This window comes from Gordonia mangrovi, from assembly GCF_024734075.1.
Classification (GTDB): domain Bacteria; phylum Actinomycetota; class Actinomycetes; order Mycobacteriales; family Mycobacteriaceae; genus Gordonia; species Gordonia mangrovi.
Window position 1 is genome coordinate 1996278 of the sequence record NZ_CP102850.1, and the last position, 18361, is coordinate 2014638.

Here is an 18361-nt window from a genome sequence, read left to right on the forward strand (position 1 = left end):
CCTGTTCACGCCCACTCTACGAGCGAGGATGGTCGACCCTGGGGAGTCAGCGCCTCGTGTCGGCAGCCAACATATTCACGCCCGGGCGCGCGCCGCGAGCACCACGTCCCGCACATCCTTCGGCCAGATGTTGTGGGTCGGCGACACCGCGTCCATCGCGGACATTCGAACGGCCTTGCGCGCCAACGCCCACCGGTCAGCGCGCGACACGGTGATGCCGAGATACTCGGCGGCCACGGGATGCTGGATGGCCCGTACGGCCGGCGTGGGCAGATGCCGGAACTGCCAGAAATCCGGCCGCAGCAATTGCTCGCGGTACCAGCCGAGTCCGGGTTCCGGATTCAGTTGGGTGGCCAGCGCATCGGCGAAGTACTCGTCGAACTCGGCCTTGGTGGCCGGCATCATCCGGGTCGAGATGCCGTAGCGCCGATACCACGCGCATGTCTCGGCATACAGTTGCTCGCGGCCGGCGGCGTCGAGGCCGCCGAAGAACACGTCGACACACGTGAACAGGGCGTCGACGTAGGTGGCGTGCTCGAAGAAGAACACGTCGGGGTTGAGGGCGTGATAGCGCGCCCCGTCGGGCCGGTGCCCGTGGAATTGGTCGTGGCTGTAGCGGATCAGGCGCACCTCGTCGAAATCATCGGCGTAGGCGGACTTGATGATGCACGGTGCCGTGCGCCTCTTGTGCACGAAGACGCGGCGCTTGACCTGCGAGAACTCGTGGGTTGCCGACGCGATGGACGGGTGCAGCATCTGCAGCGACACCGCCCGACACATCGACAGGAGATACCGCCGGTCGCCGAGGTACCGCCAGAGCAGGGAGTTCTCGTCGAGAGTTGCCTCGCATCCGCGTTCGGTCGGATTCGCCATTGCTTTCCCCCTCGCCGCAGCGTCGACTTCTTCGTCGGCCATCTGAACACAGACGTTATCAGATTAGCTCCCGTGACGGTCCCCGCGGCGGTGGACGCCGAACCGACTTGGGTCGAACTTGTCTACCGGGTGGTGCCGACGGGGTCGGTGACGTTCAGCCCCAGGTGTTCGGCCACCTGCCGCATAGTCGTGTCGTGCGTTGCCACCGTGACCGGTTCTCCGACCAGTAGCGCCGTGGCAAGGTGCAGCGCATCGAGTGTCTTGATGTGCCGTTCGATGGACTCCGCGACGGTGTGGGTTTCCCGGCTGATGTCGAGCATCCCCACGCGATCGAACAACGGTGTCGCGTCGGTGAGCGATCTGCCGTCGCGACGCAGAACCCGGGTCACCTCGGTCCGCAAGAGCCTGGACGAGACAAATGTCAGACCCGGGGTCTGCATCCACGTGTGTAACCGTTCACGGTCGGGTACGTCCAGGATCGTTCGTAGCGCCACGGAAGAGTCCAAATAGATCAGTCCAGTGGGCAAATCAGTGATCCCCGCGCATCTCGTCAATCAAGGCGTCGGCCTCCGCATCGGTGTAGTGCGGCCCACCAGGACTCTCCGGCCACGGAGTCGGATCAGACGACGGCGGGGTGTAGCGGCCCTCGCGCTCGAGGCGCGCGAGCGTCGATTCCCCACCCGCGACCGTGGTGAGCCGCCACCGCGGCTTACCTCGCTCGGTCACCACGATGGGATCGTCATCGGTGACCTGGTCGAGCACCGCCGCAGTCTGCTGGTTGAGCTCGCGTTTGGTGACCGTTCTCATGCCACCGAGGGTACTACGTATGTCAGACAACGCGGTGCACGCGAGAAATGGATCGAACTCATCCTGCGTCGCACGTCACCGTCGCCACGCCCCGCCACGACCCGTCAGCGCTGCCGATCCAACACCGCGTAACCGAGGATGACGAACGCCATCAGCGACGACAACGCCACCAGAAAACTCGTCCCGGCAACCGACGTGTCCGACACGGCCATCGGGGCCACCGCGCCGACCGCGGAGATCGCCACGACCATCAGACACAACCGGCAGACCAGGCTCCAGAGGACGGGGCCTCGGGCGGCGAGCAGCGCCACGGCCACGTACCCGAAGATGTTCACCGATCCGATCACACCGATGACGGCCGGGCTGCTGTCGGCACCGAGGGCCACCGGCATCATCGACAGCACGATCGTGGTCGCCGCACCGACCAGCGCCAGCACGACGATGAGCATCCGGTCCAGGTGCGCTTGACCCGATAGCGGGCCGGAATACGGGCTGTGGTCGGACACTGCACACCTCATCGCCGAACTCGCCACGCCAGGCGTGGCCGATCGTCGCCGTTGACGATCGCGCCTTGATTCTGCACCCGCGGGTGGGCCCGGTGTGCCGGTTTCGGCGAGCCGGTCAGTTCACTGCTCGCCGTCCTCCGCCGTCGGCAACCGCCACCCGAAGGTCGCCGTCGGGGGCGCATCCTTGCTGTAGAGCCGCGCCGGCCGACCCCCACCCACCCGCGTCGCGGGCTTGCCCTCGGAGTCGATCTCGGCGGCCAGCAGCGGCTGCACCCTGCGGTTGAACGAATCACGCATCAGCCGTCGTCCGAGGATCGCTTCGTGCAGCTCACGCAGCTCCGAGAGCGTGTAGGGCGCACGCAGCAGATTGTCCGGATCGGGCTGGTCCTCGTAGCGATCGCGAAGATTGTCGGTGGCGGCTGCAATGATCTGGTCGTGGTCGAAGAGCAGCCGCTCTCCTGAGGCCAACCGACCGTCCGAGGCGAGCACAGCGAGCTCGCCGTCGACGTCGGACAAGTCCGCGGCCGGCAACGCCACGGCATGCGCGATCGAGATCGTCCACCCGCGAGGATCTCGGTCAGGATCACTGAAGACCGCCAGCAGATGCGGTCGGACGTGATCGGGCGAGAGCCCCAGTTTGAGTTCGAGGACCTCACGCACCGTCTCGTCGACGGTGTGCCGTTCACGGACGAACCGGCCCGGCAACGCGGCTCCTGCGGAGTCCGGGTTGCGTTGGACCACCACGCACAACGAGCCGGCGTGCACCGTGAGTACCGCGATGTCGACGGCGACGTTGGGCCGCGGATAGTCGCTGAGTCGAGAGGTCGAGCGGGCACTCACGACTCAACCCTATGCGAATGTCTGCGCAAAGTAGTATTCTCAGAATCGCGCAAAGTCACCGCCTCGGTCAGATGCCAGGTGGGAGGAAGGAATGACCATGAAACTCTCCGCCGCTCTCGACGTCGAGGTGGTGGCCCACGAGGCCGCCGACGAAGTCACCGTGTTGCTGGAACTGCAGGCGCCCGCCGGCCCGGACACCGATCGCGCGCCCACCGCGCTGCAGGTGGTGCTCGACCGCAGCGGGTCGATGTCCGGGCCGCCGCTCGACGGTGCCCGCACGGCGTTGGCCGGGGTGGTCGCGCAGCTCGCTCCGTCCGACGTGTTCGGTGTGGTCACCTTCGACGACTCCGCGCAGGTCGTGGTCCCCGCCGCGCCCTTGGCCGACAAGCAACGCGCCACCGACGCGATCACCGCGATCACGGCCGGCGGGTGCACCGACCTGTCGTCGGGCTACCTGCGCGGGCTGCAGGAACTGCGTCGCGCCACCACCGCGGCCGGCATCCGCGGCGGAACGGTGCTGGTGATCAGCGACGGGCACGTCAACCGCGGGCTTCAGGATCTCGACGAGTTCGCGAGCATCACCGCCAAGGCCGCCGCCGACGGCATCATCACCTCCACGTTGGGGTACGGCCGCGGCTATGACGAGACGCTGCTCTCGGCGATTGCCCGCTCCGGCAACGGCAACCACGTGTTCGCCGACGACCCGGACGCCGCCGGCGGCGCCATCGCCGACGAGGTCGAGGGACTGCTGGCGAAGTCGGCGCAGGCCGTGACACTCACGGTGCGGTTCGTGCCGCAGGTGCAGGAGCTCTCGGTGTACAACGACCTGCCCGCACACCAGACCGCCGACGGCGAGGTGATGATCGAGCTCGGCGACCTCTACGCACTCGAGGAACGGAAACTGTTGCTGCGGATGAAGGTCGACGGCCTCGCCGCATTGGGGCTCGCACAGATCGCGACCCTGGAGTTGCGGTACGTGGAAACGGCCACCCTCACCGAACACACGGTGTCGCTTCCGATCTCGGTGAATGTGGTGCCCGGCGACGAACTCGGCGACCGCGTTCCCGACCCGAAGGTGCAGTCGGAGAAGCTGTATCAGGAAGGGCAGGCGGCGAAGTTGGAGGCGTCGCAGGCATACGAGGCCGGCGACCTCGACGGCGGCCTGGCGTCGATGCGGGCATCCCGCGACCGGCTGCAGGCGGCGTCCGTCTTGGCGATGCCGGCCGAGCGCGCGTTGATCGATCAGGAGCTGCAGATGATCGAGGAACTCAGCGCCGAGGCCCCGATTACCGGAGCCATCTACGCCTCCAAGGCGACCCGCGACTCCTACCACCTCGGCAACCGCAAGCGCGGTCGTCGGCCATCCGCTGGTTGAGTAGGCGCGAACGTAGTGAGTGGCGTATCGAAACCAGCACCACCACCCCAACAGGAGACCCCACTTGCTCCTCTCCCCCACCCAACTCGACCGCGCCACAGGCGTTCTCCTCGGCACCGCCGTCGGCGACGCCCTCGGCGTCCCCTACGAATTCGAGTGCCGCATCCTGCGCGCCGACGAGACCCCGCAGATGCTCGGCGGCGGCCTCGGTCCCTTCGCACCCGGCGAGTGGAGCGACGACACCTCGCTGGCCATGGCGATCGCTCTCGTCGCAGCCACCGGCGCCGACCTCACCACCGACGACGCCCTCGACGCCATCGCCGAGAACTTCCTGCAATGGTTCGACGACGGTCCGCCTGACGTCGGCGTACAGACCCGGGCGGTGTTGAGCGCGACTCGTCGTCGTCTCAGTGCTGGCGAGTCCGGCGTGAGTCGGGTGATGCGGGAGGAAGCCGCGAGTTACGCTGCCGCACATCCGCACTCCGCCGGAAACGGCGCACTGATGCGTACCGCACCGGTCGTGCTGGCCCACCTCGACGACCGGGATCGGCTCGCCGAGGCCGCTCGCCTGGTCGCGTCGCTAACGCACGCCGATCCGCTCGCCGGCGATTCGTGCGTGCTGTGGTGTGAGGCGATTCGGGTCGCCGTGCTCGACGGACGCATCGACGTCTTCGCCGGACTCGACCTCCTACCCGCGGACCGGGCAGACCAGTGGAAGCGCTGGCTCGACGACGCCCTGACCTGCGATCCGACCACGTTCGCACCCAACGGGTTCACGGTGGCCGCTCTGCAGGCGGCCACGGCCGCGATCACGCATACTCCGGCCGATGATGCGGCGCACCTCGAGAATGCGCTCTACGCGGCGATCCGGATCGGCAACGACACCGACACCGTCGCGGCGATCGCGGGCGGGTTGCTCGGGGCGAGGTGGGGCGCGAGTTCCGTGCCCGATGAATGGCGAGAGGCGGTGCATGGTTGGCCGCACGACAATGGCCGCCCGCATACCGCACGTGACCTCATCGCCCTCGCCGGTGCCGTGCAACCAGGTCAATGACGTCCCAATCACATGGGGAACTGACATCCACACCGGTTGCAGCCTGTGTGGATGTCAGTTCCCCATGTGATTGCGCGGGGTCAGCTGCCCCGCAGGATCGACGTCATCTTCTTCCCCTTGGCGACTTCGTCGACGAGTTTGTCCATGTAGCGGATCTTCTGCATCAGCGGGTCCTCGATCTCCTCGACGCGGTGTCCGCAGATGACGCCGGTGATGAGTTCGGCGTTCGGGTTGAAGGCGGGCGCCTCGGCGAAGAAGGTTCTCAGGTCGGTCTCGTCGGCGATCACCTTCTCCAGGCCGGCGTGGTCGTAGCCGGTGAGCCAGGTGATCACCTGGTCGACCTCCGCCTTGGTGTGGTCCTTGCGCTCGGCCTTCGCCACATAGTGCGGGTAGATGCTGGCGAAGCTCATCGTGAAGATGCGATGCTCGGCCATCGTCGGTCTCCTTCGTCGGGTGGGGATGATTGTGCCAGGACAGCCCTGAATCCCACGTCGCACGTGCGTGATGCTCGCCATCGTTGCACGCCATTCCGCCGATCGCACCAAACTCCCACTTCGCGCCGTCCGCTAGATCGCTCTCGGCTTGACGCGCGTTTCCAGAGTCCAGTTCCCGTATCGATCCTCGACAGTCCGCTCGTGCTTGTCTGTCGGTGCGACGTGCGACCGTACGCCTACAGACCCAGAAGGGTTTGGCCTTGGATACGGAGGTCGGGAAAAGGTGACAACCGAAGTAGCTAACCAGATCGTCGCTGTGAACTGGAAAGGCGTAGCGATCGCAACAGCAGTCATTATCGTGACGCAGTTCTTGCGATGGTTTACAAATTATGTCCGTTCCGTTGTGGGTGGTCGACGTAAGAGAAACACACACATGAATGAGTGGAACGAGATTTGTACGCAAATACCAGCGGCCTCCGCGGAAACACCAGCGACGCACTCGCCGAGTGACTTCCTACCACTGATCGCCGCGCGAGACTTGATCGACCAAGCCACGAGGCCAAAGACAGCGAGCCTCGGGGCACTCATTCTCGCTCTGTTCACAGCTTTCGCGCTGTGGCTGACCACTTTCGTGGCGATGGTTGTCGGAATCGTCGTCGGGGTGGCCATGTTTTGGTTAGGCCAAGCGGCGCACGGACTACTCACTCTTGTGCTCGCCGGCGCCGTAACCGCTCAACTAATGTCGGTTTCCTTCCTGTCTGGTGAGGTCTTTTCGGACGCCGCCGAGATGAGGCTCACACTCATGGGGCGGCGCCTGTTGCATGACGACCCGCTCCTCCCGGCAGTGGCAAGGCTCAGGGCCGAGTGGGGGCTCCTCGGGCCCACTGATGCTCGGGCAGCAGAGGCCTATTCAGTACGCGCCAGCGGCATGACTGGTATCGCCGCCTGGGCGGGAAAGGCCCGCCAGTCCAAGCTCAGGCTCGCCGCAACCCGAAGGGGCTTGGATCATGGCGCCTCGCCTACTTTCGACGCGGACGAAAAGGTGGAACTCAGCGGCGCGAAACGGATATCTTGGATGAGGGTTGCAGGCGCACGACGCATCCTCAGATTGAGCATCTGGCTGGCAAACGGCGCCGATGCACTGAGTCCGACCGGTTCACAGCGAACTATGACCCAGCACACCCACGACTCGTCAGATCGTCTTCCTGAAGACAGTGACAATTTGGCCTCCGGCAGTCATGCCAAGTTCGAGACTTTCGCGCTTATGATGGAGCCGACCCAGCCGGATTGGAACGCTGCGGCGACTGCACGTTCAAAGTGTCAGTGCCCTGCAAACGCCTCCGCCAACCACCACGACCCGCCGTCATCGGCGATCTTCGCATCGACGACGAGCGGCCGGGCCGAACCCGCTTCCCGGTAGCCGTCAACCCACGCGCGCACCGCGCCCAGATCGTCGACGCTTCGCACCGTCACGCCCTCGGCCCCGAATCCACGAGCAATCGAGGCGATGTCGGTGTCCGGGAAGGTGACCGTGTCGTGGTCGCCGTCGGTGAAGTGATGCACCTCGGCGCCGTAGGCGGAGTCGTTGTAGACGATGACCACCAGCGGCAGACCGAGCCGGACTGCGGTGTCGAGTTCGGCGATGCTCATCAGGAAGCCGCCGTCGCCGGTGCCGAGCACAGGTAGCCGATTCGGTTGGGCGAGTGCGGCTCCGATCGCGGTGTACAGGCCGAGGCCGATGGATTGGTAGGCCTGGGTGAAGCAGAAGCCGTTCTCGTCCGGCACCGACAGGTGGGTGGACGGGTAGCCCATGAAGTTGCCGGAGTCGATCGACAGCACCCGGTCGGCGGGCAGGGTCTCGTCGAGCGCGATGGTCAGCGCGCGCGGATCGATGCGGTCGGCGGTGGAGATGTCGTCGACCGGAACATCCTGCCAGCGTGACGATTCGGCGATGCGCGAGCGGACCTCATCGGTGCGGTAACGCGGCGCCGGAGCCGCGCCGATGCGCCGGATCTCGTCGAGCACGTCGGCCGCGGTCAGCCCGCAGTCGCCGACCACCCCGAGCGCGACCGGGCGGTGTGCACCGATCGCGTCCACGTCGTCGTCGACCTGCACCACCCGGGTGTTGGCGCCGATCAGCTTGCCGTGGCGCATCGTCCACTGATTCAGCGCGCATCCCCAGCCGACGATGAGGTCAGCGTCAGCGATCAGCTCGGCGGTCGTCGGCGACGAAAACCCACCGGAGATACCGAGATCGAACGGGTCACCGGCGAAGAGGCCGTTGGCCACCGCCGACGTCGCCACCAACGCGCCGGTGGTCGCCGCCAGCGCATCGATCACCGGACCCGCGTTGCGCGCGCCCCGACCGGCCACGAACACCGGCCGCTGCGACGCCCCGATCAGACCCACCAGGTCACGAACCGTGCCGACATCCGGCCGCACGCGCGGCTGCTCGAACCTCGGCGAGATCGGCCCGTCCACCGACGCCGGCATCGCCGCCACGTCGATGGCCACATTCAGCACCACGGTCCGGCGTTGCGTGACCGCAGTCCGGTACGCGCGCACCACATCGGCGAGTGCGGTGTCCGCCGAGTAGACCCGCTCGCTGACCGCGCCGACGCTGCGTACCAACGCGTCCTGGTCGATACGGAAGTTGGAGCGCAGGGCGGCGGCAGGGCTGTCGGCGGTGAGCACGATCATCGGGGTGCGACTCTTGGCGGCCTCGGTGATGCCGGTCATCGCGTTGGTGAGCCCGCATCCCTGGTGCAGGGACACGATTCCCACGCGCGACGACATGCGGGAGTAGGCGTCGGCCATCGTCGCCGCGCCGCCTTCGTGGCGGGCTGCGGTGAACGGCACCCCACCGGCGCGCAGGGCGTTGGTCATCACGAAGTTGCCGCTGCCCACCACCCCGAAGCAGTGGCCGGCGCCGAGGTCGGCCAGCACGCGGCCGACAACGTCGGCGACGGTGGGTCCGTAGGTGCTCACGCACCCGCCTTGTCCACCACAGCCAGCACCCGCGACGGGCTGCCCGTGCCGCCGACGATGGGCAGCGGACTCACCACCAGCATCGCGCCGGTGGCCGGCAGCGCACCGAGGTTACGCAACGAGGTCAGACCGTACTTGTCGTTGCCGAGGAAGTAGTAGTGCACGGGGAAGACGGGGTCGAAGCCGCCCGCCATACCGGCGTCCACGCCGACGGTTTCCACGCCGAGGCCGGTGATGTCGCGCTGGCTGGCCAGCCATTCGGCGCAGTCGACGGCGACCCCCGGGGTGTGTGAGCCGGTGTCGTCGGCGTTGAGGAACTCCTCCTGCGACCCGCCGCGCGTCTCCCACCCGGTGCGCAGCAGCAGCCATGTGCCGGCGGCGAGCTGGCCGTAGGTGGTCTCCCACTCCTCGACGTCGGCGATGGTGAGCAGGTAGTCGGGGTTGTCGGCCACCTTGGCGGTGAGGTCGATGACCGCGGCCGGCCCGATCAGTCGCTGCACGGGGATCTGGGAGACGTCGTCACCGTCGCGGCCGGTGATCCAATGGACCGGTGCGTCGAGGTGGGTGCCGATGTGCTCGCCGGTGTGGATGTTGTTGTGCCGCCAGAACGGACCGGGCTCGTTGTAGGCGCTGACCTCCTCGAGGCTGAAGTCGATGAGGTTGACGAACGGGTCGGGCAGCCGCAGCGCCGGAGTCGCGGCGCTGAGCGGGGTGGTCAGGTCGATGACCTCGAGGTCGCCGGTGGACAGGGCGGACAGGAAGGTCGAGACGACGGCGTCGGCCTGCGGGGAGGTCATGGCTGCTCCTTGGTTCGGTGGCTGCCCACGACGGTAGTCGGTCGGCGCGGCCGCGCGGGGTCGTCATGATGGACGCCCGCGCCATACCCAAGAAGCAACTATCAGACGTATAGCTAAGTTTAGCCATGAGAAAGTACACTTAGCCAGTCGCTCTTGTACCTTTTGCACTACGGAGTACGCATGAACTGGCCCAGTTCCCGAGTCGAGGAGCGCGCCTGGGTAGCGCGCGGTCGTTCGGGATCGCGCGCGGATCGGATGTTGCGGACCATCAACGTGTCGATCCCTCCGCGGATCGCCGACCTGCAGTACGACCCCACAGGCCGGGTTGCGCGGTCCCACGAGGCGGCGGTGATCGCGGTTGCGCGACTCGAGGCCGGGTACGGCGCACACTTGGCGCCGCTGGCCGACTTCCTGCTGCGCAGCGAGTCGGTGGCGTCGTCGAAGATCGAGCACATCGACGCCGGCTGGCACGCTTTCGGCAAGGCGCTTGCGGGCGGAAAGGCCAGTGCCGAAGCCCAGTCGCAGCTCGCCGCGGTTCACGCGCTGATCGCCATGGTCGATGCCGCCGGCGACGGGCCGATCACCCTCGACCTCATCCTCCGCGCCCACGCGATGCTCATGGCTCCCGACTACTACCAAGCGCGGGACGCCGGCGCGCTGCGGGAGGTGCAGAACTGGATCGGCGGCAGCGACCACTCGCCTCTGCACGCCATGTACATTCCTCCCCCACCGGAGTTCGTCGCGCCGCTCATGGACGATCTGATTCGGTTCTGCAATCGCACCGACCTGCCGGTGCTGGCACACGCGGCGATCGCGCACGCCCAGTTCGAGTCCATCCATCGGTTCGTCGACGGCAACGGGCGCATCGGGCGCGCGTTGATCAGCGCGATCCTACGACGACGCGGCCTCACCGAACGCATCACTGTCCCACTGGCTTCCGCGATGCTGGCGGACACCACGAAGTACTTCGCGAAGCTGGGCGACTACCGTCGCGGCGATGTCGATGGATTTGTCGACTATGTGGCAGCGGGAACGTTGGATGCCGCTGCCGCGTCGGAAGAGTCCGCCCGAGCACTCGCAAGCTTGCCCGCGCTGTGGGACGAACGCGCACGTCCTCGTGCCAACTCGGCCGATGCCGCGCTCCTCGACCGACTCCTCGGCACACCTGTCCTCGATGCCGATGCGGCACAACAGATCACCAAGACCTCGGATGCGAGTACCTACCGAGCGTTGGGCCGGTTGACCGCGATCGGAATTCTGGAACCGCTGTCGACCGCCAAACGCAACCAGGTCTGGGCGGCTGTCGACGTGCTCGCCGAACTGGACGCGTTGTCGGCGGCGATAGGTCGGCGGATGCTGGAGGATTGACGGGTATCACGCGTTGACGTCCGGCTAACAGTCATTCGGACGACCGGCTCCCACGCCCGAGAATTGCGGGACTGGCACAATCGTGTGCGATCAGGGGCAAAAGGGGAAATGTTGATGGTCACAGCTGCTCTCGAGATTCTGGCCGGACTCTCGGCTCCGATGTGCCCCACATCGAATACGGGAGTGGATCATGAACTGGCTTCGGCGTCTCGGCGCGGTCTGGTGTGTTGTTCTCGCCGGCGGCGCAGCCCTGGCGGTCGGGGCCCTGCAGCAGCGGGTCGGGGCGGCATGTGATCCGCTGTACTCGGTCAACGGGGTCGGCCTTATCTTCTTCTGGTTGCCGATAGTCGCCTTGGGGAACCCTTGTCGTCACCGGCATCGCCTATGCGGCACTCATCCGAGGAACGTCTCGGTTTGCATACGCCGCGCCGGCCATCACTTTGGTAATCGCGATTTTGATCGTGTGGGCGATGGTGACCCATCTGACGCGAGACGCAGTCGTGCTGCCGGACGTCTGCCCATCTGGCAGCCCCTGGTGGCCGTAGCCACAATCGAAATTTGTCGGCTGACGGTTTCGTGTCCCCGTCCTCTGCGCCAAGAGCGGCAGACGACTCGACGTCGCACCAAGTGCTCACTATCTACAGTGACCACGGAGTGAACAGCCGATGGGTTACGTTGTAGTACATGTCCGAGGTTGGCATTCGCGCGCTCAAGCAGAATGCGCCAGCAGTAGTCGCGCAAGCGGCTGCCGGTGAGACCGTGATCATCACCGACCGAGGTTGGCCCGTCGCGCAGTTGACACCGATTCCCGCGTCGCCTTGCAGGGCTGATCGCCTCGGGGGCAGCGCGTCCGCCGCGGCGTGACATCCGCGACCTCGAATTCCCACAACCAGGCCCGGACTTGTCACGCGAACTCGCCACCATGCGTGACGCCGAACGGTACTGAGAGTGGCCTGGTACGTCGACACCTCGGCGCTGGTCAAACTGGCATCGCGGAAGCCGAGGCCCCGGCGTTACACCGCTGGATCACCGACGCGAATCCCGTACTGATCTCCTCTGACCTCGCCCGCACCGGGTGCTTCGAGCTATCCGTCCGGCGGGAGATGACCGAGTCGAACGAGCTCGCGCGGTACTTGATTCGCTCATCCTCTGCGTTCGGCGGCCACCTCGACCCACCACCTACCCTGATACCCATGCCCGACCCCACCGGACCAGCCAACGCCGACGAACTACGCCGCTATCTCGAGTCGATGATCGCCGACATGGCTCCCGGCGACCTACCCGACCTCCTCGGCAAGCTCACTCGCACCGGCGCGGCAGATCAGTCACTTCCGCCGGCTCCGCGCTTGCGCAAGGAGAAACTCGAGCAGACCGTCGTCTTCCGCGTACGCGTCGACCTCGACGGCGCGCGGCCACCGATCTGGCGGCGCCTCGACCTGCGCTCCGACATCTCGCTCCTGGATGTCCATCGCGCCCTGCAGGCTGCGTTCGGCTGGCTGGACTACCACCTGTACCGATTCGCGCTCGGCGGCAGCCCCTTTCACCCACGGAGCGAGCTGTTCCTGTGCCCCTATGACGTCGAAGAAGGTGAGGACCCGGGCACGCCGGTCGCCGACGTCCGTCTCGACGAGACGCTGCACGAGCCGGGCGATGTGCTGCGCTACGTGTACGACTACGGCGACAGTTGGGAGCTGACCCTGCGTGTCGAGAGCGTGCACGACGCCTCGGACACCACTCCACCGGCTTGGTGTGTCGGTGGGCGCCGTGCCGCGCCGCCCGAGGACTGCGGCGGCCTCACCGATGCGGAATCGTTGAGCACCGTGCTCGACGATCCGACACACTTCGACATCGACGAGGTGAACGCCGAATTCAGCAATCCGATCGCACAGCTGCTCGACGCCGGCGTCGACGCACGACTGATCGAGCTGCTGTATCGCCTCGAACCCGGCCGCCACTCCGCCGACCTCGTCGCCCGGGCCGCACGACTGGTGACGCCGCCGACTCCCGTGACGACCGCCCAACTCGACGCCGATCTACGCCCCTACCTGTGGTTCCTGCAGCGGGCCCGCGATCACGGCTTCGACCTCACCTCGGCCGGCTATCTGAAACCAGCGGATGTGGTGGCGGCCAGCGAGGTGCTGCCGAGCATGCATTTTTGGATCGGCACCAAGAACCGCGAGGTGCAATGTGCGCCGCTGCTGGAGTTCCGCGAGTCGCTGCAGCGAATCAAGCTGCTGCGCAAGCACAAGGGATGTCTACTGGCGACCCGGATGGCCCAGAGCATCGCCGACGATCCTGACGCACTGGCCGACTACCTGGCTGCCGCGCTGCTACCAGACGGCATGGATCGGTTCACCACCGAGGCCACGCTGCTCCTGGTGTTCTTCGCCGCCACCGCTGATCCGGACGACGAACTGCCCCTCGAGACGATCGCCGAACTGCTCACCGACCTCGACTGGCGGCAGCCCAATCGCGCGCCGCTCCGGCACAGCGCGCTGTATCGGCTCGACAGCGGAGCCTACGAGTTGATGCAGAACGTGTCGGCGCCGGTGCGGGGGATCAAGAACGTGAAGGTGAGTCCCACGGCCATCGACATTGCGCGGCGGGCGCTCAGCCGGTGAGTTCTGATCAGTCCACCTCGATGTCGCCGGGCTTCCAGGTGCCGTCGAACCAGGCCTCCAACGGCCCGTAGAGCCGAAGCAGGGTGAACCAGCCTTTGCCCGCAACGGTCTGGAGCCAGTTCGTCGCAAGCCGGGCCGGTTCGTCGGGGCCGAAGACGATGTCGACCGAGCCGTCGTCGTTGTAGACCAACGCATCCCGGCTACTGCGGCCCGGCAACGGCTGACCGGTCTGCAATTCGGATCTGGTCTGCGGGTCATAGACAGTCACCGACCAGAAGTCGGCCGCCGGAGCGTCCGCCGGCAGACGCATCCGGTAGGTCTTGGCGCCGTCGAGCGGTTCGCCGTCCGCGTCGAGGGTCGCGTATGCGTATTGCGACCCCTTCCCCACCATCTTCAGTGCCATCGCCGGGGTGTTGACGGTGGCAAGGTAGAAGAATGTGGTGCGTCCGTCCAGGAATCGGCCGCCCGCTCCTTGGTCGCGGAGGAACTGGTAGTCGCCGCCCGGGAACGGGTTGAGCCAGCGACGATCCGGGTAGATCCGGAAGCCGTCTTCGCGAGGCCGGAATCCCAAGGCGCGCGCCGTTGCATTGCCGACGGCGACCGCGTCGGTGAGGATTTTGCGCATGCGCTTGTCGGGGGCGAACGGCGCCCCTTTCGTGATGCCGATCGACGCAAGCAGGCCGCGGGTCTCGGCGTCGATGACGCCGATCGGCTCCTTGGCGATGACGTGCGCAACTTCCTCGTAGAACGTGAAATCGTTGGCGTGCACCGTGTTTATCTCGTTACCGGACGCGGACAACCACTCCATCGCGGGCGGATCATTCCGCTCCGAGAACGGATACACCTTGACGCCCTCGGTGAACATCGTGACCGCGGCATCGGCCTTACCGTCGACCAGGAATCCGCGCAGGATCAGAAAGTTGACGGCGCTGGGGGATTCGGCGACGAACCAGCCATCCGGCCGCTCGCCGTCGTAACCCGGTGGGACGATCAGATAGGTGCCGCCGGCGCCGCGATCGGGTCCGGGCATCCCCATGTCCACCACGAACCGAAACCAGGCGTCGTCCACGGTGCCCGGGCCGCATCCGGGCGGAACTTCGACAACGGTCGCGCCGTCACGCTCCAGATCGAGCATCGCGAATGCGTAGACCGTGTCGCAGTTGCCGGTCAGGAGCAGTGGATTCGAATCGAGGAGCCGGTCGGTGATGCCGCCCTTGTGGCACGCATCCATGCCGAGTTGCAGCATCCCGCGGCGCAGCCCCTCCAGCGAGGCGGCGGGGATGCAGTTGAGGAACGCTTCGACGCCGCGAAGGAAGTCGAGGTGGTCGAACAATGTCTGCGTCGTCTCCGGAGTCGGTACCCCGTCGGCGAACTGGAGTTCGCCGATACGCGTCGACACCGTGTCCGGCGTCATGACGCTGGTGGGGATCGGCGTGTTGTAGCCCGCCATGGATTCAGACTCGCCTGCCAACTCATGCTCCTTGCTACCCGTCGAGCCGCCGAGGTGGCTCACCTCACTCGAATGCGAACGACCCGGCGCGGCAACTGCCCGCAGGCGAGGTCCTTCGATGTGAACATGATGACCCTAGCGTCGATCATCTGCCGAAGCGTGGAGTTCTGGTGGGGCCACTCGGGGGTCACAGGCGTCGCACCGGGCACGGTGAACACCGGACGTATGCCGATGGAACTCGGCGCGAAGGCAAGGTGATTCGTCCGTGTCATCGAATCGTTGAAGACGGCAATCGCGGAACTGTGAGCGAGCTTGCCGAGGAGAAGGCGACCGGCGGCGCAGCTCTGGCGGTCGGAGCCCTGCAGCAGCGGGTCGGGGCGGCATGTGATCCGCTGTACTCGGTCAATGGGGTCGGCCTTTTCTTCTGGGTGCCGATTGTCCTTGGGACCGTTTCGTCACCGGCATCGCCTATGCGGCACTTGCCCGAGGAAGGTCTCGGCTTGTATACGAGCGCCAGCCATCACTTTGATCATCGCGGTTTTGATCGTGTGGGCGATGGACGTCAAGGTGAGTCCCACGGCCATCGACATTGCGCGGCGGGCCATCAGCCGGTGATGCGCAGACCACCGAAGGCAAAGAACGCAGAACGACGACATCTGATTGTGGTACCAGCGCTGTATTCCCTTGCGACACTTCAGCGCTTCGCAGCAGCCGCTGCTACGAGGTCGGCATACCCTCGGCGCTCCAGACTTCGAATCAGGCGCTTGGACGGCTCGTGCTGAATCAACCAGTCGAGCAGCTCACGCCGCCGATCGACATCGTCGGCTCGTGTCAGCCGCAGGTCTGCGAACAGAGCTCCGACCGATTGCGGCACCGGTGGAACATCGCCCACCCTGGTGTGCGCACAGTCATCCAGGACGCGCTCGTTCGGGGTCGTGGCCATCGCGCTCACCTCACATTCACATGGATCTCGAGAATGCCATCGCCACCGGCGGCTATGATGTCAATGTACATTGGTGCGGGTCCACGGCGGGCTCGCGCTGTCTCGCGAGGTTCGCGTCCCGCCGGACTCACGACCTGTGATCGTCCAACGCCCTCTGCCACTGCTGTAGTTGGTATTGCATCCAGTAGCGAGTGTTCTCAATCAGCTCGTCGCGGGTTGCCGTCGGCATCAAACCATGGTGATCGTCGAGCCGGGCATTGATCTGCTCGTCCACGCGGCGACGGAACTCCTGCTGGCGGTCTGCGTCGCCGGCCAACAGTCGCCTGGCGTCGGCCCACGAGTGACTGCCGTCGCCAGGTACCGACATCGGTTGGCCAGGAGGGTCTTCGATAGACCGCTGCGAGGTGGCCTTCGATTGGGAACCGTTGAATGCGGCCTCCCGCGCCGCCAGCGTATGGGCAGGTATCCGCGCGCGGAGGGTACTGCGCAACTCGGCGGGAAGGTCCTCAAAGCGGGGCATCCTAGGGACGCTCCAGCATGATGTTCTCGAGGACCTTCTCCACGAGAGGTGTTGCAGCCTCACATAATTGAGGCATGGCCCCACCACTGATACGCAGATCCATCTCGTACCCTTGCGGAAGAAGTGACGAAGTCACCAATGCCGAACAGTCGAGGTCGACGCCGCTGGAAGCCTCCGCGGTCCAATAGACCCGCCCCGAACCTGTAGGTGTCTCGTAGGTGCGCACTATCGATTCCGGAGCAGACGATGTGAGATCGTCGAGCGGACGCATCTCGATGCTCCCGGCACCCTTCCACCGGCATGCGGGCAGGTTCCCCCACTGCTGCGGCCAGGTCTCTATCGGTGGGTTATCGCCGATCACGGTCGTCAAATCCTCGGTGCTCAGAATCTCGCACATGGCGTTGGGCGAAATCATCGGCGGCAATGGCTCATCCTGCCACGCGGGTGACGAGGTGGGGGGCACGGAAGGTTCCGAACTACACGACGCCAAGGCAACGATCGCAGCCGCCATGCACACAGCCCGAACTGGTGCCCTCATCTGCCGTCACGTCCAGCTTGCCAGCCACGGTTCAGCTCACCCAGGTCGTAACCCTTCTTCGCCATGTAGTGCTCCATAGCCTGACCGAAGTCATCCTTCGCGATGTAGGGATCCTCGCCTGATGCAAGGATCTCGTCGTAAGTCATCAAACGGAGGCCCACATCCTTACCATCGAGCTTTTCTGTGGTCGTGTAGGGCTGTAGGTCTGGGTCGGCGAGATCGAATCCTTGCATTGTGTCCGATCCTTGCAAGAGCTGGTAATACTGCCAGACGACGCCCCCGCGGTCTGGAATATCTGCGGTTGGATCGATCGCCGTCGGTGCGCTTCCGTAGAGTTCGTAGGCCGTCACCGGTATGCCTGTTCTCCGCAACTCGCAGCCGCAGACTGTCCGGGCGGAACTACGCGGTGAGGATGGTTGGTCGGCGTGATCGGCGCGCCGGTTCCTGCCCGTACCCGCAGCGCAGTACCACCGGATCTATGCCGGGATCAGTGAACGCGACGCCACCGACCCCCGTGAGCTCGTTGCGATGAATCTGCCGCGCGGCACGGTTCGCCCGAGCACGGCGACAAGTCAGTGGATTCTCGACCAAATATCGACCGGGCGCTCCGAATACCGCGCCATACGATCACATCGCGCTGCAACCGAAGCCGGTCAAGCAAGCCATCGAGCAGACCGATGATGCTGTCTTCCTCGCGTTCACCGTCATCCACGTGCCGACCATCGAGAAGGCGACGCTGAATGAGTACATAGAACCGACGCCGATGGAACCAAACGCGCCTCTCATGCGTCCAAGGACCGCGCCCTGCCTTCGCCGGCTGCCCACGCACGTTGCATCCGGCCTGGTTGTGCGCCCATTCCAGTGAGCTGGTAAGAACACCATGAGGGGGTACAAGTCGGGATGTCGGATTTCGTTGTCGATCCGTCGGCGGTGGCCGGCGCAGCACAGTCGATCGCCAGTTCAGGCCAGCGCATCAGTGGATTGACGCTGGGCGCCAGCTTCGGCGAGTTGAGCGCGGCTTTCGAGGGCGCAACGGACCCGATGCGGGCCGCCGCGGCACAGGGTGACCAGGCCGTCCAGACTGCCCTTGCCAATGCCGGCGATCACGTCCAGGGGTGGTCGGAGCTCATCATGGGCTTCAAGGGCACGGCCGAAGAGATGGACGAGAACAACTCGACGATGATCCGTCGGGCTGTTGCCCTGCCCAGCGAACGCGCCTACGACCCGTACAACGAAAACTGAGCCCG

The 18361-nt window shown here is 65.7% G+C and carries 19 protein-coding genes; 6 read left to right on the top strand and 13 right to left on the bottom strand.

Annotated elements, in window-relative coordinates:
• Positions 1–75: 75 nt before the first annotated feature.
• The 5 genes from NWF22_RS09195 to NWF22_RS09215 all read right to left on the bottom strand — a co-directional run bounded on the left by NWF22_RS09195 (position 76) and on the right by NWF22_RS09215 (position 3026).
• Positions 76–873: an oxygenase MpaB family protein gene (locus tag NWF22_RS09195; RefSeq protein ID WP_160904589.1), complete on the bottom strand. Its 798-nt coding sequence runs from the start codon at positions 871–873 to the stop codon at positions 76–78.
• A 122-nt stretch (positions 874–995) separates the two neighbouring features.
• Complete coding sequence (locus NWF22_RS09200; RefSeq protein WP_202399127.1) at positions 996–1367, bottom strand: type II toxin-antitoxin system VapC family toxin; 372 nt, start codon at positions 1365–1367, stop codon at positions 996–998.
• A gap of 34 nt (positions 1368–1401) precedes the next feature.
• Positions 1402–1680 (bottom strand): type II toxin-antitoxin system Phd/YefM family antitoxin, encoded by a 279-nt coding sequence (locus tag NWF22_RS09205; protein ID WP_160904587.1) that lies wholly within the window; start codon positions 1678–1680, stop codon positions 1402–1404.
• A 104-nt stretch (positions 1681–1784) separates the two neighbouring features.
• Entirely contained in the window at positions 1785–2186 is a 402-nt protein-coding gene (locus NWF22_RS09210; RefSeq protein WP_160904586.1) for a hypothetical protein, read from the bottom strand.
• A gap of 120 nt (positions 2187–2306) precedes the next feature.
• Positions 2307–3026 carry an NUDIX hydrolase gene (locus NWF22_RS09215; RefSeq protein ID WP_160904585.1) on the bottom strand — a complete coding sequence of 240 codons (720 nt, stop codon included), beginning with the start codon at positions 3024–3026 and terminating at the stop codon, positions 2307–2309.
• Between the two features lie 97 nt (positions 3027–3123).
• Here NWF22_RS09215 and NWF22_RS09220 point away from each other — a divergent pair, with 97 nt between their 5' ends.
• Complete coding sequence (locus NWF22_RS09220; protein WP_160904584.1) at positions 3124–4401, top strand: vWA domain-containing protein; 1278 nt, start codon at positions 3124–3126, stop codon at positions 4399–4401.
• A gap of 64 nt (positions 4402–4465) precedes the next feature.
• Entirely contained in the window at positions 4466–5455 is a 990-nt protein-coding gene (locus tag NWF22_RS09225; RefSeq protein ID WP_160904583.1) for an ADP-ribosylglycohydrolase family protein, read from the top strand.
• Positions 5456–5535: 80 nt separating this feature from the next.
• Here the strand turns inward: NWF22_RS09225 and NWF22_RS09230 are convergent, their stop codons facing one another.
• From NWF22_RS09230 to NWF22_RS09240, 3 genes are all read right to left on the bottom strand, one after another.
• On the bottom strand, positions 5536–5889 hold the full coding sequence (locus tag NWF22_RS09230) for a DUF2200 domain-containing protein (protein WP_160904582.1): 354 nt from the start codon (positions 5887–5889) through the stop codon (positions 5536–5538).
• Positions 5890–7209: 1320 nt separating this feature from the next.
• Positions 7210–8877, bottom strand: coding sequence for a thiamine pyrophosphate-binding protein (locus NWF22_RS09235; protein WP_160904581.1), 1668 nt, complete (start codon positions 8875–8877; stop codon positions 7210–7212).
• A complete protein-coding gene (locus NWF22_RS09240; protein ID WP_160904580.1) occupies positions 8874–9674 on the bottom strand; it encodes a cyclase family protein in 801 nt (266 codons plus the stop codon). Before NWF22_RS09240 ends, NWF22_RS09235 begins: the two co-directional genes overlap by 4 nt.
• A gap of 180 nt (positions 9675–9854) precedes the next feature.
• On the opposite strand from NWF22_RS09240, the gene NWF22_RS09245 reads away from it, so the two are divergent.
• The 3 genes from NWF22_RS09245 (at position 9855) to NWF22_RS09250 (ending at position 13663) form a co-directional block, all read left to right on the top strand.
• Positions 9855–11042 carry a Fic family protein gene (locus NWF22_RS09245; RefSeq protein ID WP_160904579.1) on the top strand — a complete coding sequence of 396 codons (1188 nt, stop codon included), beginning with the start codon at positions 9855–9857 and terminating at the stop codon, positions 11040–11042.
• 684 nt (positions 11043–11726) lie between these two features.
• A complete protein-coding gene (locus NWF22_RS24550; RefSeq protein ID WP_202399126.1) occupies positions 11727–11906 on the top strand; it encodes a type II toxin-antitoxin system Phd/YefM family antitoxin in 180 nt (59 codons plus the stop codon).
• Positions 11907–12235: 329 nt separating this feature from the next.
• Positions 12236–13663, top strand: coding sequence for a plasmid pRiA4b ORF-3 family protein (locus NWF22_RS09250; RefSeq protein WP_233752094.1), 1428 nt, complete (start codon positions 12236–12238; stop codon positions 13661–13663).
• Between the two features lie 7 nt (positions 13664–13670).
• On the opposite strand, the gene NWF22_RS09255 is transcribed toward NWF22_RS09250, so the two are convergent.
• From NWF22_RS09255 to NWF22_RS09275, 5 genes are all read right to left on the bottom strand, one after another.
• The gene (locus NWF22_RS09255; protein ID WP_233752093.1) at positions 13671–15134 is read right to left on the bottom strand and encodes a DUF1254 domain-containing protein; all 1464 of its coding nucleotides are present in this window, start codon (positions 15132–15134) and stop codon (positions 13671–13673) included.
• Between the two features lie 673 nt (positions 15135–15807).
• A complete protein-coding gene (locus NWF22_RS09260; protein WP_160904578.1) occupies positions 15808–16056 on the bottom strand; it encodes a hypothetical protein in 249 nt (82 codons plus the stop codon).
• Between the two features lie 127 nt (positions 16057–16183).
• Positions 16184–16576, bottom strand: coding sequence for a hypothetical protein (locus tag NWF22_RS09265; protein WP_258321369.1), 393 nt, complete (start codon positions 16574–16576; stop codon positions 16184–16186).
• Position 16577: 1 nt separating this feature from the next.
• Positions 16578–16991 carry a hypothetical protein gene (locus NWF22_RS09270; RefSeq protein WP_160904576.1) on the bottom strand — a complete coding sequence of 138 codons (414 nt, stop codon included), beginning with the start codon at positions 16989–16991 and terminating at the stop codon, positions 16578–16580.
• A gap of 119 nt (positions 16992–17110) precedes the next feature.
• The gene (locus tag NWF22_RS09275) at positions 17111–17464 is read right to left on the bottom strand and encodes a hypothetical protein (RefSeq protein WP_160904575.1); all 354 of its coding nucleotides are present in this window, start codon (positions 17462–17464) and stop codon (positions 17111–17113) included.
• 550 nt (positions 17465–18014) lie between these two features.
• Here NWF22_RS09275 and NWF22_RS09280 point away from each other — a divergent pair.
• Positions 18015–18356, top strand: coding sequence for a hypothetical protein (locus tag NWF22_RS09280; RefSeq protein ID WP_160904574.1), 342 nt, complete (start codon positions 18015–18017; stop codon positions 18354–18356).
• Positions 18357–18361: the final 5 nt, after the last annotated feature.

Coding starts and splice junctions, on each gene's coding strand:
- NWF22_RS09195 (WP_160904589.1), bottom strand. CDS start 873: ATGGCGAATCCGACCGAACGCGGATGCGAGGCAACTCTCGACGAGAAC.
- NWF22_RS09205 (WP_160904587.1), bottom strand. CDS start 1,680: ATGAGAACGGTCACCAAACGCGAGCTCAACCAGCAGACTGCGGCGGTG.
- NWF22_RS09220 (WP_160904584.1), top strand. CDS start 3,124: ATGAAACTCTCCGCCGCTCTCGACGTCGAGGTGGTGGCCCACGAGGCC.
- NWF22_RS09230 (WP_160904582.1), bottom strand. CDS start 5,889: ATGGCCGAGCATCGCATCTTCACGATGAGCTTCGCCAGCATCTACCCG.
- NWF22_RS09240 (WP_160904580.1), bottom strand. CDS start 9,674: ATGACCTCCCCGCAGGCCGACGCCGTCGTCTCGACCTTCCTGTCCGCC.
- NWF22_RS09245 (WP_160904579.1), top strand. CDS start 9,855: ATGAACTGGCCCAGTTCCCGAGTCGAGGAGCGCGCCTGGGTAGCGCGC.
- NWF22_RS24550 (WP_202399126.1), top strand. CDS start 11,727: ATGTCCGAGGTTGGCATTCGCGCGCTCAAGCAGAATGCGCCAGCAGTA.
- NWF22_RS09250 (WP_233752094.1), top strand. CDS start 12,236: ATGCCCGACCCCACCGGACCAGCCAACGCCGACGAACTACGCCGCTAT.
- NWF22_RS09260 (WP_160904578.1), bottom strand. CDS start 16,056: ATGGCCACGACCCCGAACGAGCGCGTCCTGGATGACTGTGCGCACACC.
- NWF22_RS09265 (WP_258321369.1), bottom strand. CDS start 16,576: ATGCCCCGCTTTGAGGACCTTCCCGCCGAGTTGCGCAGTACCCTCCGC.
- NWF22_RS09270 (WP_160904576.1), bottom strand. CDS start 16,991: ATGATTTCGCCCAACGCCATGTGCGAGATTCTGAGCACCGAGGATTTG.
- NWF22_RS09280 (WP_160904574.1), top strand. CDS start 18,015: ATGTCGGATTTCGTTGTCGATCCGTCGGCGGTGGCCGGCGCAGCACAG.